We start from the raw sequence: 13679 nt of genomic DNA, 5'->3' as shown, positions 1-13679 counted from the left end.
TGCCCCCATCGTGTTTGTTCTAAAATATTACTTTTAATTATTACCTGTAAATCAGCTTGAGTGGTCTGCTACAATCTTCCAGCCCTCGGGGAAGTGCTTGATGATGATGGAGAAATGTCCCTGCAAATCGCCCAGATCCGCTTCGCGCTGTAGGTGCCATTTGCCGACCACGAGCATATGATCAGTGGCGAGGTGGCGCATTTCTTTCAACTCAAACGTCAGTTTACCCATAGCCGCCGGATCCGGGTAGCTCTTGCGGTAGTTGTCGAGGGTCTGCTGCCAGCCATAGGTCAGGCCGTTTTTTCCCACAAACAGCAAGGAGTCTGATTTCCAGTAGTCCTGCATAAAGCAGTCGAGGTCACCTTGGCTCCAGCAGGCCGATTGCGCTGCCAGCATCTCGCGTACGGCGGTTTCAGCTGCAGCAGTGTCCTGTTGGGCAGGCTGATTTGTAGCTAGAATTATCTGCTTTTCTTCATTCTGCTGGCAACCAGTAAGTAACAGACCTATACCTACGGCCAATGCCGGTAATAACTTATTTCTCTTCATCTTTCTCGGGAAGAATGGTTTTGATGTAAGTAGTACCACCCAGTCGGCCCATGGCGCGGGCTATGCGCACTTGGCGGCTCAGCACATAAGGCGAAGGCCTTCCGGCGGAATAGCGAATCGGATTGGGGAGCACTGCCGCCAGCCGCGCCGCCTGCTGTCGGCCGACATGAGAAGCCGACTTTTTATAGTACTGCTGCGAAGCCGCTTCCACGCCAAACACCCCATCCCCCATCTCGGCTATGTTCAGGTATACCTCCATGATCCGCTGCTTACCCCAGAGCACTTCAATCAGAAAAGTAAAATAAGCCTCCACTGCTTTGCGCAAATAACTGCGCCCATGCCACAGAAATACGTTTTTGGCCACCTGCTGACTGATGGTGCTGCCTCCCCGAATGTTAGTGCCTTTCTGATTACGCTTAAAAGCATCGGCTATGGCATTGAAATCAAACCCACTGTGTTCCAGAAAAAGTTGATCCTCTGAGGCCACAACGGCCAATGGCAATTGGTCTGACATCTCCTCCAAGGATACAAATTTATAGCTGATGGCAGGCTCCGCTTTTCCGGCAGCTGCTGCTTCGGCGCGGCGCTGCACCATATGCAGTGTCACCGGCGGGGCTACCCAGCGGTACACCAAAACCCACAGTATGCTCAGCAGCACAAGGCTTAACAGGAGCTTCATCGTAATAAGCCGAATCTCACGAAAGCCCAGCTGTTTCTTTTTCATCTCGAGAGGTTGAAAACAAGTGCGCAAAGCTACGTGTTTTGGCGTATAATTCAAGTAACCGCGTCAGCCAATGTTGCCATACCTAACAAGGGAATAAACATACCCGTACTTCATATACAAAACCGTCACTTGCCTGTTATCCCTAAAAAAGAAGAATATGCAAAAATACATGCCACTATTTCCCTTGAATGTTGTGGTGTTTCCGGGGGAGAAACTGAACCTGCACATCTTTGAGCCGCGCTACAAGCAGCTCATCAACGATTGCGTGGAAAGTGACAGCACTTTTGGCATACCTACTTACATCAACAACGGCGTAGGGTTGTATGGCACTGAGATAAAACTCTTGAATGTTGAGAAAAAGTATGAAACCGGTGAAATGGATATCTGCACACAAGGCATGGGCATCTTCAAGATAATTGAGTTTGATAGAACGGCTCCGGGTAAACTGTATGCCGGTGGCAAAGTGGAGGAGGTAGAGGATATAGCGGACGAGGACATTGTGACGCGGGTGCAGATTCAGGAAAAGCTGCAGGAATTGTACACGTCCCTTGGCATCAGCAACATCTTTCTGGACCTGCCGGAGGACTTTAAATCTTACGACATCGCCCACCATTTGGGGCTCAACACAGAGCAGGAATATACCTTGCTGCAATGCAACAGCGAAGCGCTGCGACAAGAGATGATCCTGCAGCATTTAAATCAGGTGCTGCCAATCGTTGCTGAAACTGAGCGGCTGAAAGAGCGCGTAAAGCTCAACGGTCACTTTAAGAACCTCACACCCCCTAATTTCTGATCCGCACGCATGCTGTTTTATTTCCTCATTATACCGACGGTTTTGTTTATCGTATTTCTGCTCTTCAGTTATTGGCAAGAGCGCAAGTACCGTGACAAGCCATTTTACAAGCTATCGGACGTGGGTTGGAGAAAGTTCCAGCCAAGTCCGGATGCCAAGCTCGTGCACAGCATTGCCTTTTTGGGTGATGTGGGCTACGTGCAGACAGATGGCTCCGATCCGGTGCTGCGTATGCTGCAGGAGTGGGAACAAAACGCAGGCGCACAAGGAAGCGTGCTCTTTCTGGGTGATAACCTGTACCCGGTCGGCTTGCCAGCCGAAACGCATCGTCACTACGCCGCAGCCAAAGAGCGGCTGGATTACCTGCTCAGTATAGTAGGCCCATTTTCTGGTCGCAAGATATTCCTGAGCGGAAACCACGACTGGAACAAAGGACGCAAAAGAGGACTGGAATACGTGCTCCGACAGGAACAACATGTGGTGGAAACGCTACAGGACGAACAGAGCTATCTGCCCCGCAACGGCTGTCCGGGACCGGATGCCATACAACTGGCCGACGGCTTGCTGCTGATCATCATCAACACGCAGTGGTGGGTACAGCGGGGCGAAAAACCGATGGGGCGTCAGCAGGGCTGTCCTTATGATGATATCGAGGACTTCTTTCTGAGGTTAAACAAGCTTTTGCGCCGAAACCGGCATCAGCGGATCGTTATCGCGGCGCATCACCCCCTCTACAGCAATGCCCTGCATGGAGGCAAATTTACTATGAAACAGCACATCTTTCCGCTCACTGCGGCTCATAAGCGCATTTATATACCCTTGCCTATCTTCGGCTCACTCTACCCTTTTTACCGCAAACTGTTTGGGGCCTATGAGGACATGTCGCACCGCACCTACCGCAAAATGCGCAAGCGCCTGCTCCGCATATTCCACCAGTACAGCAACATTGTGTATGTGGCCGGGCATGACCATAACCTGCAGCATTTTGAGGTCCGCCAGAACCACTATATCGTCAGCGGATCGGGAAGCAAGACCTCTTTTGTGAAAAAGGGAGGAAAAGCCACTTTTTCTTTGGAGCACAGAGGCTTCTTTGTGCTGAACTACTATAGCAATGGCGAGCTTTGGGTAGAGGCACTTACCGTGAATGAGGACGACACTTCATCCATACTAGGCGCGGTGGTATTCCGCAAAGAACTCCATCCCGTTCTGCAACCGGTTGAACAGGTATAGTATTGAATTAGCCCAGTTCTTCGTCTGGCACCGGCAAAATGACCTTTAGACTTTTGGGATGCATGTTCACCTTAATCTCATCCGCTGTCTTAACCGGCTCGCCATCCACGTGCATCACTTCATGGTCTATGTTATAAATGGTGGCCCGCTTGCAACTGATGCGTCGGGTATAGATGGAACTGTCGATGTTATCGGTATACATGCGTAGCAAAATACCGGGACCGGCTGCTTTGGGGAAAGGCTCTATCAGGCAAATCTCAAAACGACCATCGTTGAGCACACCGTTTGGGTTTATGGCCGCGTTGCTACCAAAGGCATTCGCATTGGCAATGGTCACCATAAAAGCCTCCCCTTCAAAGTTCTCCGTGTCTGTCTCGATGCGGTAGAATTTGGGTACGTAGTTCAGGTACTCCTGCAGCGCAATCCACGCATAGGCCCCCGGCCCCCTTCTGTCTCCCTCACAGAAGCGCTGCACCACCAAGGCGTTAAACCCAAGGTCACTTAAATGTATAGACGGCTGCCCGTTGAGGTCTATGGTGTCGATGTTGCGGATGACATGGGAATGGATAAGTTGTAGGGCCTCCTCAGTGTCCTGCGGGATGTTCAGATCTTTGGAAAGACCGTTGCCGGAGCCAAGCGGAATAATGCCCAATGGTGTTTTGGAGCCGATGAGCAGGGCACCCACCTGACTAACCGTACCATCGCCTCCCACGGCGAAAACGGCATCAAAGTTTTGCTGCTCTATATGCTCCTTTATGTGCTTCTCGTCGCGTTCGCCTGTTGTGCGGTATAGACTGCAATTCAACTGATGCTCGGCACAGGTCGCCTTAATTTCCTCTTCCAGCTCCTCTTTGTCTATGTCGCCCGCAATCGGGTTAATGACAAACAACAGGTTCTTGATCTTTTTCTCTTCTTGCATCCGAATGTCGTGGTGTCATTTGTAAACTTTTACTGTAATAAACCTGAGGGCAGCCCATTTGGGAATTCTTGCTGTATGGCGCGCTCAATTTCAGCCACGCGATTACCCGGGTCAGGGTGTGTCTGAGTGAATTCAGGTCCTCGGGCGCCTCCGCTGGCTTCTTCGAGTATTCGCATCACCTCAATCATGGCCCGCGGGTCATACCCTGAGTCCCCCATCAGCCGAACCGCCAGTTTATCAGACTCCAGCTCATCATCACGGCCGTAGCGCATGTTCACCAGTTTGCCAATCATGGCAGCGGCGATAGCCCCGGTCTGCGTGGCAGGGTTATCAGGATCATATGTGGCGATGGCTGCGGCCCCGGTAAGCCCTTGCGTGAGCTTGGCCTTAGCCAACTGCTGCGCAGAGTGTCTCCCTACCACGTGCCCTATCTCATGACCGAGTATGCCAGCCAATTGGCCTTCGGTGCTGAGCTTGCGCAACAGCCCCGCGGTGATGAAAATCTGACCGCCCGGCAAGGCAAAGGCATTTACTGTGTTCTCGTCGGCTAGTAAGTGAAAATCAAACTTATAAGGCGTTTCGCGCACGCGGGTATTGCTGACAATGCGCTGCCCTACTTCCTTCACTTTGGCAGCCGCCTGTTCGTCAGGGTGAAGGCCGCCATACTGTGAGGCCATTTCGGGAGCGGCCTGCAGCCCAAGGGCTATCTCCTGCTCTACTGTCATATCAACGTGCTGCACCTCTCCCGTGAATTCGTTCTCCTGCCTGTTGCACCAGTAGGTGACCAGCGATACCGCCGCAATAAGTATAGCGACGATGAACTTCATAATTGCTCTCATGTATTCAAACTTTTGTAAGCTTTAAGCAAGTTGCAACGGCCCCTGCCCTCTTTACGACCAACTTGACGAACACGCTATAATTGGACAGTATATGCTGCAACCTCATATACTTTTACGACAGTAAAAAGTATACGTGAAAGGATAGGAAATTATGAAAACTGCATAACAAGTGAGTAGCGCATAAGTTTTAAAAATAGTCACCCTATTTTATATGAATTTCGTAATACATTAAAATTGCTGCAAAAGCGGCTTCATTTTAAATTTAGAACTATGAATATGAAACGAACATTCGGTGCCATACTTACCATTCTAGGTATAGTGGGCATCATCTGGGGTGCATATGCATTTGTAATGGGAGGCGACGGCGCGGCTATCGGCCAGTATACAGCGGTAGTTCCTTTTGTAGTCGGTCTCATTTTTTTCTTTGCAGGCATCAACCTTGTTAAAACAACCAAGGACCAGACATAGAAACCTAGTTGATAAAAACGAAAAACGCCACGCTGAGAAATCGGCGTGGCGTTTTTTTATATGGAAACCTGCTTTGAGGTTATTTCATTCAGGCATTGCTCTGCATAAGGTCAGCGGCTAGCGCGAAGCCTTCTACAGCACCCTCCATGTCCAGATAGGTAGAGTTGTACTGCTTGTCAGCCGAGTGAATGTAGAGCACTGTGTTATCCTTTATAAGCTCGATCACATCACCCGAGATGGCACGCGGCACGGAAGGGCATCCGAGGCTGCGGCCCAATCGGCCGTACTGCTTTACAAAGTCTTCGCTCACATAGTCGGCGCCGTGCAACACAATGGCACGCTCCATGGCTTTGGAGTTATAAGCCTCGTCCATACCTGAGAGGCGAAGCGATAGGCCGTGCTTGCCGTAATAGGTCTTGTCAGTTATATAAAAGCCCATGCTGCTCATGTTGGAGTTCGGCTCGTTGGAGAATTTTTCAGCGCGTACATTACCTGTATTGCGGCCATGCGCTACAAGCGTGTTGTGCAGGATTTCATTCGTGTCTAGATCTATGATCCACATCCGCTTCAAGTTACTTGGCTTCGTGAAGTCTACCACCGTCATGATCTGCTTGTCAGCGGCGGCCAAGCCTTGCTGTCTGAAATTCTGATAACCGGTATATGCGCGCTCAAAAACCTCGTAGGATAAGCCCGCTTTCTTCAGCCCTACTTTCTCGTAAACTCCCTGCATGTGCTGCTCATAGGCGAGTTTTTTCTCAGCAAACGACAGTCTAGCCAGTGAACCGGCTGTGAGCGTCGCTTCAGAAGAAAGCATTTTTGGATCAGAAACATCGTTGTGGGCCCCGCCAGGAGTGGCAATAAGCATAAGACTAAGGGCAAAAGAGGTAATTATGGCTCTTATCATAGGGTCATTATTCTTAACTGTTTTACGCAAGTACTGTACTAACAGGGAAAAACACAAAAATCGTTCCCACCACCCGGTTTTAGTCCAATAGGTTTGTTTTCATGCAGCCATCTGCCGCCACCTTTTAAAGTTAAACGCATATGCCCCTGCCACTTAGTGCACTCAAAGCCAATAAAATTTCGCAAGGCCCCACCCGCCTTCCTATTAAAGTAAAAGAAATGCTTGTATGCAAAGGCCGGATGCTGCAATTTTGAAGTAAGAAATTGCGATATGAAAAAGTATTTTTTGCTTGGCCTCTTACTGCCCCTGTTCCTAGCCTGTTCTGAGCCAACCCGTCTGGATGGATTTGACAGCACCAAATGGAAACAAGACAAGAAGGGTTGCCAAAACCAGCGGAGCCAAATGATAGCTGATTTTGAAGGTGTAAGACGTGACCTCTACGGACGTCCTGAAGCGGATATTAAAGATATCTTGGGTAAGCCGGATGCGGAACAGTTAATGCGCCGTGGCCAGCGGGTTTTCATCTATTATCTAGAGCCCGGGGCACACTGCAGCGAACGGAATAAACTATCAGAAGCAAATCGGGCTGAAGTGCGGTTCAACGCCCTGAGCAAGGTCAGTGAGATCACCTACCTTCGCCCTATCTAACCTAGAGCAACCCGCCTAAAACAACAATAGCCCGGCGTAAACCGGGCTATTGCTGTTCATATCGTTACGTGTTTTTCTATTCATCATCTTCTTTTCCTGTTAGCAAATTCACATGCTGCCGGCCTTCCAACTCTAAATAGTGTTTCAGCTGGCCTTCATTCAGAATGCCTGCCATCACTTTGTCGAGCTCCACCTGTATTTCTCTGTAGGATCGCTGCAACTGCAGCGGATCTTCCGTCGCCATTTGGGCTTCCGTCATGCGCTGGAATCGTTCTTCGTTCAAGAGCTCTACTTGCATAAGCTGCTCCTCGTTCAGCTTCAGTTCACGCTTCATTTCCAAAATCGCCATCTGAGGCCCGCTCAACTCCAAGGCCAGTACCATCTTGTCAAGTTGGTCATCCGCCTCTCTCAACCGCTGCGCCTGCGCCATTTCGGCAGCCAAGCCAAGTATTATTAATAAGGGTAAAAATCGTTTCATGGTGTTTATATAATCCGCTATTAGCGGGTTTAAGCATTATAGGCTTATGAACGGATTTATATAACATTGGTTATGCGATTAATAGCATATTTTTTATATTTTTCTTATAATACACAAAACCGAATATTTAGCATTAATAGAAATATTCTAAAATAGTATTAAACTATAAAAACAACTTACATTCAAAACATCCTATATCGCAACTAAGGCACCTCAGAACAGTATACAAGGAAAACACCCCTTAAATAGTATTTTTAACAGTGGCTCCCGGCTCCGCAAAAGCGGCTCCCTCCATACAAAGTGAAAAAACAATGAAAACTAAATATTATAATCCCAGTTCTCTCGAAGTAAACTTTGCCAAAGCTTTTCAGGACCTTGCACCGCAGCTCGAAGATAAACTGGCATCTGGCAAAGTAATCAATATCACCCCTGTTCACGATGCAGACAACCCCATGGTGATCTATAAACTAAAAGATGAAGAAGGAGACTTACATGAAGTAGTTGTACAAATCATACAGCGACCAGACAATCTGGTGAACTGACCGAAAACATATAAATTAAAAAGAGAGGCGGCCCGAAAATTTCGGGCCGCCTCTCTTTTTAATTATGTTGAGTTCCTAATTGCGCGATAACTCAAGGACTGCCGGGAACTTTGTGATCGCGTCGCTTAAACCACTGCATGGCGATGAACGACACCATGAACCCTGATATTATACCTTCCAGCATGAGCACCATAAAAATGACTATGCCCGGAGTGATCGTCATACGATCGCCAAAGAACTGTTCGCCAGCCAATACCTGTAGCAGGTTATCGTCGAATGCCTTGATATAAACAACCATAAAAACAGCAAAAATAACAGTGGCAAGCGCAGAGGTAATGATACCTGCGCCAAGCCCTTGAAAATAACCGATCTGCCCATTCTTGCTATCCTTAAAGCCTTTTATGGCCAAGGTTACCCCTATCGCCATGATTACGCCGTTGAGAAAGCGAAGCTCTATGATCTGCTCAAGACCGATGATCTTCATGAGCAAAAAATATCCGATAAGTCCGAGTGCCGTGAACAGGCCATACTTCAGGCCAATTTTTTCCATAGGTATAGTGGGTGAATGATGAGTATGTTTTAAGGTAAGGCTAGATTAGATGCGCTCCGGAACGGTATGGTCAGCGCGTTTGAACCATTGCATGGCCACAAAGGAAATAATAAAACCCGGAATGGTGCCATAGATGATCGTAAGCACAAACAGCGACAATACTGAAAGACTTACGGGGAACAAGGAGCTTGACTGCAAACTAGCCAGATATGCTGTGTCGAGCGTGGTAACGTAAATCACCAAGAACAGCGCCAGAATAGTGGAGGAAACCACACCGGTTGTCGCTCCGATCGCCAAGCCCTGAAAGTAGTTGATCGTACCGCCCTTTGCCTTCTTGAAATTGGCAATGGCCACCGCTATACCTATCACAAGGAACAGTCCGCTCAGAAACGAAAGCTCCACCCTGTTCTGCAGGTTGAGCAAGCGCATTACCAAGAAGAAAATAACGTGTGCTATACCGACGAAAATACCATATTTTAGAGATACCTTTTGATAGGTGATTTTAGATAGTGCCATATGTTTACTGATTTTGTAATAATCCTTCGTTTTTAAAAATGAACAGATTAGCTGCACGGATGGTTATAAAACGGGACACATTACTCGATGTGATCCGCAAAGCAGGTGTAATCTGCCGTATATAATTAAATCAATATACTCGAGAAAGTGGCGTGGCGTTGTGATTTGCAGCATAAATTTTTCCTCCACTATTCCGAAGCGCTTCATTTCAAAGGAATTAACGGGCTCCTAATCCCTGCTTAGCCTTTGGTTTACAGCAATTTGAAAAAAAGACGGTTTTTATTTCTTATTTTTGCACCGCAATCGTTTTACATACTCATTAACAGCTATCTATGATCAGCACCAACAATGTAAGCCTGTCCTATGGCAAGCGTACTCTGTTTGACGAAGTCACCATCAAGTTTTTACCCGGAAACTGCTATGGCCTTATTGGGGCCAACGGCGCGGGCAAGTCGACTTTTCTGAAAATACTCTCCGGAGAAATTGACCCAAACACCGGCACGGTAGAAATCCCGGCCAATGCCCGTCTAGCCGTGCTCAAGCAGAACCACTTCGAGTACGACGAATTCCCGGTACTCCAAACCGTGATCATGGGCCACAAGCGCCTGTTCGATATCATGCAGGAGAAAGATGCAATCTATGCCAAAGCTGACTTCTCGGAAGAAGACGGTGTGCGAGCCGCAGAACTGGAAGGCGAGTTTGCCGATCTGGAAGGCTGGAATGCCGAGTATGAGGCTGCCGAACTCCTGAGTGGTCTTGGCATCAGCGAAGACCTGCACTATGCCCTCATGAAAGATCTGAGCGGTAGCGAGAAGGTTCGCGTGCTCTTGGCACAGGCCCTCTTTGGTAACCCGGATATTCTGTTGCTCGACGAACCGACCAACCACTTGGACGCTGAATCCATTATGTGGTTGGAGAACTTCCTCGATAATTTCCAGAACACGGTGATCGTGGTATCGCACGACCGCCACTTCCTAGACGCGGTGTGTACGCACGTGGCCGACATTGACTTCGGTAAGATCAAGATGTTTGCAGGTAACTACGGTTTCTGGTACCAGTCGAGTCAGCTGGCTTTGAAACAGCGTACTGACGCCAACAAAAAGACAGAAGACAAGCGCAAGGAACTTGAAGAGTTCATCCGTCGCTTCAGCGCCAACGCCTCTAAGTCGAAGCAGGCGACTTCCCGTGCCAAACTGCTCGAGAAACTAACGGTGGAGGACATTCAGCCTTCATCTCGTAAATACCCTTACATCGCCTTTAAGCCAGAGCGTGAGGCAGGTAACCAGATTCTGCACGTGGAGAACCTGAGCAAGTCTATCGACGGACAGCCAATCTTCACCAACATCAGCTTTATGATGGACAAGGGCGACAAGATCGCCGTAATCGGTCGTAACGACATTGCCGCCTCTACTTTCTTTAAGATACTGTTTGAAGAAGAGCAGGCAGACAGCGGTGAGTTTAAATGGGGCACGACAATCACCTCCTCTTTCTTCCCGAAAGATAACCAAGAGTTCTTCGACACAGACCTTAATCTAGTAGACTGGCTGCGTCAGTACTCTGTTGAGAAAGACGAAAGCTTTATCCGTGGTTTCCTAGGCCGTATGCTCTTCTCAGGAGAAGAGTCGCTCAAGAAAGCCAATGTACTGTCAGGTGGTGAGAAAGTGCGCTGCATGTTTTCGCGCATGATGCTGCAGTCTGGCAACGTGCTGGTGTTCGACGAGCCGACCAATCACTTGGATCTGGAGTCTATTACGGCACTCAATAACTCACTGCGTGACTTTGACGGAACCATCCTCTTCTCTTCGCACGACTTACAGTTTGTTGACACGATCGCCAACCGTATCATTGAACTGACACCGGGCGGCATCATTGACAAGCGTATGGGTTACGAAGAGTACCTGTCGGATGCCAATATAAAAGAACTCCGCAAAAAAATGTACGCCACTGAAAAGGTATAGCGTATAAGTCTGCGACAACCTGTAACCAATCAAGATATGCCGCTACGCTTTAGCCTTTGCTTTATACTGGTGCTGTGCTGCCTTTTGGGGAGCACAGCCGCCATGGCCCAAACCGAACCTGATACGGTGCGCCGTAAACGTGAACTGCCCACAGGCCCCACCGTAGAGCCACAGCAGCAGCGTCAGCCGCGCGTGGTGCAGCCACAACCTCAACCGGAGGTGATTCGGCCACAGGTAGTGCGCCCCGGCGAGGAGGAGCCCCAAGCCCTACTGGACCGCATGTTTTGGGGAGGCAGTTTCGGGCTTCAGTTTGGCACCTTTACTAATGTCTCTTTGCTACCGGTGCTAGGCTTCCGGGCCACTGAAACGTTTTGGCTCGGGATAGGTGGAGTTTACCATTATCAGCGCTACGTGGCAAGGAGCCTACACAACTACGGGGCGCGTTTCTTTGCACAGCAACAAGTTTTCAACAACTTTCTGATTCATGCTGAATATGAGCAGCTGAGCGTAGAATATTTATATCAAAACCATAGTACAGGACCACTCGAGAAGGCTCGTATTTCAAAAGGCATACCGATGGCTGGACTTGGTTACCGTCAAAAAATTGGAGAAAGAGGAGCAGCGGATATTCTTCTGCTGTATAACTTCAACGACACCAACCCGTCTCCTTATTCTAATCCGGTTATTAGAGCGGGCTTCAGTTTTCCTTTCAGAAGATAGCAAAGAGTCGTAAGGCACAAACACAAAAAAGGGCTGCAAATTTCTTTGCAGCCCTTTTTTTTAAGTATACGTCTATCAACCGCGTATGAGTCGTAGCAGTACCACGATCACGGCGATCACCAATAGAATGTGAATCAATCCACCAACGGCATCAGGGAATCCTAGGAATCCGATTAGCCAAAAGATTACAAGCACAACGGCTATGATATACAATAAATTTCCCATAGTTTTAAATATTTTTGTTTTTCAAAATTTGATCTAATACCCTATCTAACGTAGTTCTGCTATATAGGTTAAACACCTCGTATCAATCGCAGCACAACTGCAATGACAGCGAGCACTAAAAGTACGTGGATAATACCACCAACAGCGTCAGGGAATCCGAGGAATCCGATCAGCCAAAAGATCACAAGCACAACGGCTATGATATACAGTAAATTTCCCATAGTTGTTTAGATTTAATTTCTCCTTTTTGTTGCAATGAACGCAAAGCCTTCTGCTTTGCTTCCAACGCCAGCCTAAAAACTGACTTTGCATTTTTTTGTTTTATGCTTTTTACGCGCCTATTACTTAGAAGGATTTATATAATCGCATTTTTTTGTATATTTTATCTGATTTATATTTATTCCACTTCATATATGGGCATACAATTACACGCTTATTCTCTTGATTAACAGCCTTATCGAATAAACTTATGTTTCTTGAATTGTCTTCTATAATTTGGTATAGAATATTAGCTATACAAACTGCCTAGAAGTATTCTCTGACCAAACACCTCCCTATTAAAATTGAAGTCTTCCAAGAGAAACATTTTTAAATCCTATGTTTGCCTGAATTCTGTTAGCTTTGTAATGGATTTTTAACTACAGCATACATCTCTATGAAAAAAATAGCAGTTATCGGTTCCGGCACCATGGGCAATGGCATTGCCCATGTTTTTGCTCAAAATGGCTTTTCTGTTTCATTAATTGATATTTCAGAGGAAGCGCTCAATAAAGCGCTAGCCACCATCTCCAAGAACCTCGACCGCATTATCGCCAAAGGCAACTTAACGGAAGAGCAAAAAGAGAAAACGCTGAGCCATATCACTACCTATACGAATATGCAGGAAGGCGTGCAGGAGGCTGACCTTGTTGTGGAGGCGGCGACTGAGAACGTGGACCTGAAACTGAAGATTTTCAAAGACCTCGACTCGTTTGCCAAGCCAGAGGCTATCCTAGCTAGCAACACCTCTTCTATCTCCATCACCAAGATAGCCTCTGTGACTAACCGTCCGGACAAGGTAATTGGCATGCACTTTATGAATCCGGTGCCAGTAATGAAACTGGTTGAAATCATACGCGGCTACTCTACTTCTGACGAGGTGACGACGCAGGTAATGGACATGTCGCTGCAACTGGGCAAAGTGCCTACCGAGTGCAACGACTACCCGGGCTTCGTGGCCAACCGCATCCTGATGCCAATGATCAATGAGGCAATCTACTCCTTATATGAAGGTGTGGCCGGTGTGGAGGAAATCGACACGATCATGAAACTAGGCATGGCCCACCCAATGGGACCACTACAACTGGCTGACTTTATCGGTCTGGATGTTTGCCTTTCCATCTTAAACGTGCTGCACGACGGTTTCGGCAACCCGAAATACGCTCCTTGCCCACTATTGGTGAACATGGTACAGGCCGGTCACAAAGGCGCTAAATCGGGACAGGGCTTCTATTCTTGGACACACGGCACCAAAGAACTGATCGTGGCAGACCGCTTTAAGAAAAAACAGCATTTCAGTTAACAGTAAACAGTTATCAGTTAACAATTATCAGTAACCAGTTAACAAATAAGAAAGCCCC

18 protein-coding genes are annotated in these 13679 nt (G+C 47.8%); 8 read left to right on the top strand and 10 right to left on the bottom strand.

All coding sequences use genetic code 11. From position 1 onward, the window contains the following. Positions 1-51 precede the first annotated feature (51 nt). Together Q1A04_RS17310 and mtgA are read right to left on the bottom strand one after the other, a co-directional pair. Complete coding sequence (locus tag Q1A04_RS17310; protein WP_299708494.1) at positions 52-546, bottom strand: DUF4440 domain-containing protein; 495 nt, start codon at positions 544-546, stop codon at positions 52-54. Beyond that, positions 533-1270 carry a monofunctional biosynthetic peptidoglycan transglycosylase gene (gene mtgA, locus Q1A04_RS17305; RefSeq protein WP_299708492.1) on the bottom strand — a complete coding sequence of 246 codons (738 nt, stop codon included), beginning with the start codon at positions 1268-1270 and terminating at the stop codon, positions 533-535. The genes Q1A04_RS17310 and mtgA overlap by 14 nt, the downstream gene beginning before the upstream one ends. A 169-nt stretch (positions 1271-1439) precedes the next feature. Here mtgA and Q1A04_RS17300 point away from each other — a divergent pair, with 169 nt between their 5' ends. Both Q1A04_RS17300 and Q1A04_RS17295 read left to right on the top strand, forming a co-directional pair. After that, positions 1440-2063, top strand: a complete 624-nt coding sequence (locus Q1A04_RS17300) for an LON peptidase substrate-binding domain-containing protein (RefSeq protein ID WP_366943929.1) — start codon at positions 1440-1442, stop codon at positions 2061-2063. A 42-nt stretch (positions 2064-2105) separates the two neighbouring features. Then, positions 2106-3293, top strand: a complete 1188-nt coding sequence (locus Q1A04_RS17295; RefSeq protein ID WP_299708488.1) for a metallophosphoesterase — start codon at positions 2106-2108, stop codon at positions 3291-3293. A 7-nt stretch (positions 3294-3300) separates the two neighbouring features. On the opposite strand, the gene Q1A04_RS17290 is transcribed toward Q1A04_RS17295, so the two are convergent. Beyond that, positions 3301-4212, bottom strand: coding sequence for a diacylglycerol kinase family protein (locus Q1A04_RS17290; RefSeq protein ID WP_299708486.1), 912 nt, complete (start codon positions 4210-4212; stop codon positions 3301-3303). A 29-nt stretch (positions 4213-4241) separates the two neighbouring features. Beyond that, positions 4242-5051: a M48 family metalloprotease gene (locus tag Q1A04_RS17285; RefSeq protein ID WP_299708484.1), complete on the bottom strand. Its 810-nt coding sequence runs from the start codon at positions 5049-5051 to the stop codon at positions 4242-4244. A 276-nt stretch (positions 5052-5327) separates the two neighbouring features. Between Q1A04_RS17285 and Q1A04_RS17280 the strand changes: the two genes are divergently transcribed. Continuing rightward, positions 5328-5519, top strand: coding sequence for a hypothetical protein (locus Q1A04_RS17280; RefSeq protein ID WP_255594448.1), 192 nt, complete (start codon positions 5328-5330; stop codon positions 5517-5519). 88 nt (positions 5520-5607) lie between these two features. Here Q1A04_RS17280 and Q1A04_RS17275 read toward each other — a convergent pair whose 3' ends face one another. Beyond that, complete coding sequence (locus tag Q1A04_RS17275) at positions 5608-6423, bottom strand: murein L,D-transpeptidase catalytic domain family protein (RefSeq protein ID WP_299708481.1); 816 nt, start codon at positions 6421-6423, stop codon at positions 5608-5610. Positions 6424-6693: 270 nt separating this feature from the next. On the opposite strand from Q1A04_RS17275, the gene Q1A04_RS17270 reads away from it, so the two are divergent. Continuing rightward, positions 6694-7071: a hypothetical protein gene (locus Q1A04_RS17270; protein ID WP_299708479.1), complete on the top strand. Its 378-nt coding sequence runs from the start codon at positions 6694-6696 to the stop codon at positions 7069-7071. Positions 7072-7147: 76 nt separating this feature from the next. Here Q1A04_RS17270 and Q1A04_RS17265 read toward each other — a convergent pair whose 3' ends face one another. Then, positions 7148-7549 carry a hypothetical protein gene (locus Q1A04_RS17265; protein ID WP_299708477.1) on the bottom strand — a complete coding sequence of 134 codons (402 nt, stop codon included), beginning with the start codon at positions 7547-7549 and terminating at the stop codon, positions 7148-7150. Between the two features lie 311 nt (positions 7550-7860). Here Q1A04_RS17265 and Q1A04_RS17260 point away from each other — a divergent pair, with 311 nt between their 5' ends. Next, positions 7861-8091, top strand: a complete 231-nt coding sequence (locus Q1A04_RS17260) for a hypothetical protein (protein WP_299708475.1) — start codon at positions 7861-7863, stop codon at positions 8089-8091. A 91-nt stretch (positions 8092-8182) separates the two neighbouring features. On the opposite strand, the gene Q1A04_RS17255 is transcribed toward Q1A04_RS17260, so the two are convergent. Together Q1A04_RS17255 and Q1A04_RS17250 are read right to left on the bottom strand one after the other, a co-directional pair. Then, on the bottom strand, positions 8183-8641 hold the full coding sequence (locus Q1A04_RS17255; protein WP_299708473.1) for a DUF4199 domain-containing protein: 459 nt from the start codon (positions 8639-8641) through the stop codon (positions 8183-8185). 45 nt (positions 8642-8686) lie between these two features. Then, positions 8687-9157: a DUF4199 domain-containing protein gene (locus Q1A04_RS17250; protein ID WP_299708471.1), complete on the bottom strand. Its 471-nt coding sequence runs from the start codon at positions 9155-9157 to the stop codon at positions 8687-8689. A gap of 332 nt (positions 9158-9489) precedes the next feature. Between Q1A04_RS17250 and Q1A04_RS17245 the strand changes: the two genes are divergently transcribed. Together Q1A04_RS17245 and Q1A04_RS17240 are read left to right on the top strand one after the other, a co-directional pair. Then, positions 9490-11115, top strand: coding sequence for an ATP-binding cassette domain-containing protein (locus Q1A04_RS17245; protein ID WP_299708469.1), 1626 nt, complete (start codon positions 9490-9492; stop codon positions 11113-11115). A 36-nt stretch (positions 11116-11151) separates the two neighbouring features. Continuing rightward, positions 11152-11835 (top strand): hypothetical protein, encoded by a 684-nt coding sequence (locus tag Q1A04_RS17240; protein WP_299708467.1) that lies wholly within the window; start codon positions 11152-11154, stop codon positions 11833-11835. A 75-nt stretch (positions 11836-11910) separates the two neighbouring features. Here the strand turns inward: Q1A04_RS17240 and Q1A04_RS17235 are convergent, their stop codons facing one another. Together Q1A04_RS17235 and Q1A04_RS17230 are read right to left on the bottom strand one after the other, a co-directional pair. Beyond that, positions 11911-12060: a lmo0937 family membrane protein gene (locus tag Q1A04_RS17235; protein ID WP_007660460.1), complete on the bottom strand. Its 150-nt coding sequence runs from the start codon at positions 12058-12060 to the stop codon at positions 11911-11913. A 68-nt stretch (positions 12061-12128) separates the two neighbouring features. After that, positions 12129-12281 carry a lmo0937 family membrane protein gene (locus tag Q1A04_RS17230; protein WP_299708454.1) on the bottom strand — a complete coding sequence of 51 codons (153 nt, stop codon included), beginning with the start codon at positions 12279-12281 and terminating at the stop codon, positions 12129-12131. A gap of 434 nt (positions 12282-12715) precedes the next feature. On the opposite strand from Q1A04_RS17230, the gene Q1A04_RS17225 reads away from it, so the two are divergent. Next, positions 12716-13621: a 3-hydroxybutyryl-CoA dehydrogenase gene (locus tag Q1A04_RS17225; protein WP_299708452.1), complete on the top strand. Its 906-nt coding sequence runs from the start codon at positions 12716-12718 to the stop codon at positions 13619-13621. Positions 13622-13679: the final 58 nt, after the last annotated feature.

The sequence above is a fragment of the uncultured Pontibacter sp. genome (assembly GCF_947499215.1).
Classification (GTDB): Bacteria; Bacteroidota; Bacteroidia; order Cytophagales; family Hymenobacteraceae; genus Pontibacter.
This window is presented reverse-complemented; position numbering and strand designations above follow the sequence as displayed.

What these genes read in the sequence shown, in the direction of transcription:
- Q1A04_RS17310 (WP_299708494.1), bottom strand. Translation starts at nt 546, where the DNA reads ATGAAGAGAAATAAGTTATTACCGGCATTGGCCGTAGGTATAGGTCTG.
- mtgA (WP_299708492.1), bottom strand. Translation starts at nt 1,270, where the DNA reads ATGAAAAAGAAACAGCTGGGCTTTCGTGAGATTCGGCTTATTACGATG.
- Q1A04_RS17300 (WP_366943929.1), top strand. Translation starts at nt 1,440, where the DNA reads ATGCCACTATTTCCCTTGAATGTTGTGGTGTTTCCGGGGGAGAAACTG.
- Q1A04_RS17290 (WP_299708486.1), bottom strand. Translation starts at nt 4,212, where the DNA reads ATGCAAGAAGAGAAAAAGATCAAGAACCTGTTGTTTGTCATTAACCCG.
- Q1A04_RS17285 (WP_299708484.1), bottom strand. Translation starts at nt 5,051, where the DNA reads ATGAGAGCAATTATGAAGTTCATCGTCGCTATACTTATTGCGGCGGTA.
- Q1A04_RS17280 (WP_255594448.1), top strand. Translation starts at nt 5,328, where the DNA reads ATGAAACGAACATTCGGTGCCATACTTACCATTCTAGGTATAGTGGGC.
- Q1A04_RS17275 (WP_299708481.1), bottom strand. Translation starts at nt 6,423, where the DNA reads ATGATAAGAGCCATAATTACCTCTTTTGCCCTTAGTCTTATGCTTATT.
- Q1A04_RS17270 (WP_299708479.1), top strand. Translation starts at nt 6,694, where the DNA reads ATGAAAAAGTATTTTTTGCTTGGCCTCTTACTGCCCCTGTTCCTAGCC.
- Q1A04_RS17265 (WP_299708477.1), bottom strand. Translation starts at nt 7,549, where the DNA reads ATGAAACGATTTTTACCCTTATTAATAATACTTGGCTTGGCTGCCGAA.
- Q1A04_RS17260 (WP_299708475.1), top strand. Translation starts at nt 7,861, where the DNA reads ATGAAAACTAAATATTATAATCCCAGTTCTCTCGAAGTAAACTTTGCC.
- Q1A04_RS17255 (WP_299708473.1), bottom strand. Translation starts at nt 8,641, where the DNA reads ATGGAAAAAATTGGCCTGAAGTATGGCCTGTTCACGGCACTCGGACTT.
- Q1A04_RS17250 (WP_299708471.1), bottom strand. Translation starts at nt 9,157, where the DNA reads ATGGCACTATCTAAAATCACCTATCAAAAGGTATCTCTAAAATATGGT.
- Q1A04_RS17245 (WP_299708469.1), top strand. Translation starts at nt 9,490, where the DNA reads ATGATCAGCACCAACAATGTAAGCCTGTCCTATGGCAAGCGTACTCTG.
- Q1A04_RS17240 (WP_299708467.1), top strand. Translation starts at nt 11,152, where the DNA reads ATGCCGCTACGCTTTAGCCTTTGCTTTATACTGGTGCTGTGCTGCCTT.
- Q1A04_RS17235 (WP_007660460.1), bottom strand. Translation starts at nt 12,060, where the DNA reads ATGGGAAATTTATTGTATATCATAGCCGTTGTGCTTGTAATCTTTTGG.
- Q1A04_RS17230 (WP_299708454.1), bottom strand. Translation starts at nt 12,281, where the DNA reads ATGGGAAATTTACTGTATATCATAGCCGTTGTGCTTGTGATCTTTTGG.
- Q1A04_RS17225 (WP_299708452.1), top strand. Translation starts at nt 12,716, where the DNA reads ATGAAAAAAATAGCAGTTATCGGTTCCGGCACCATGGGCAATGGCATT.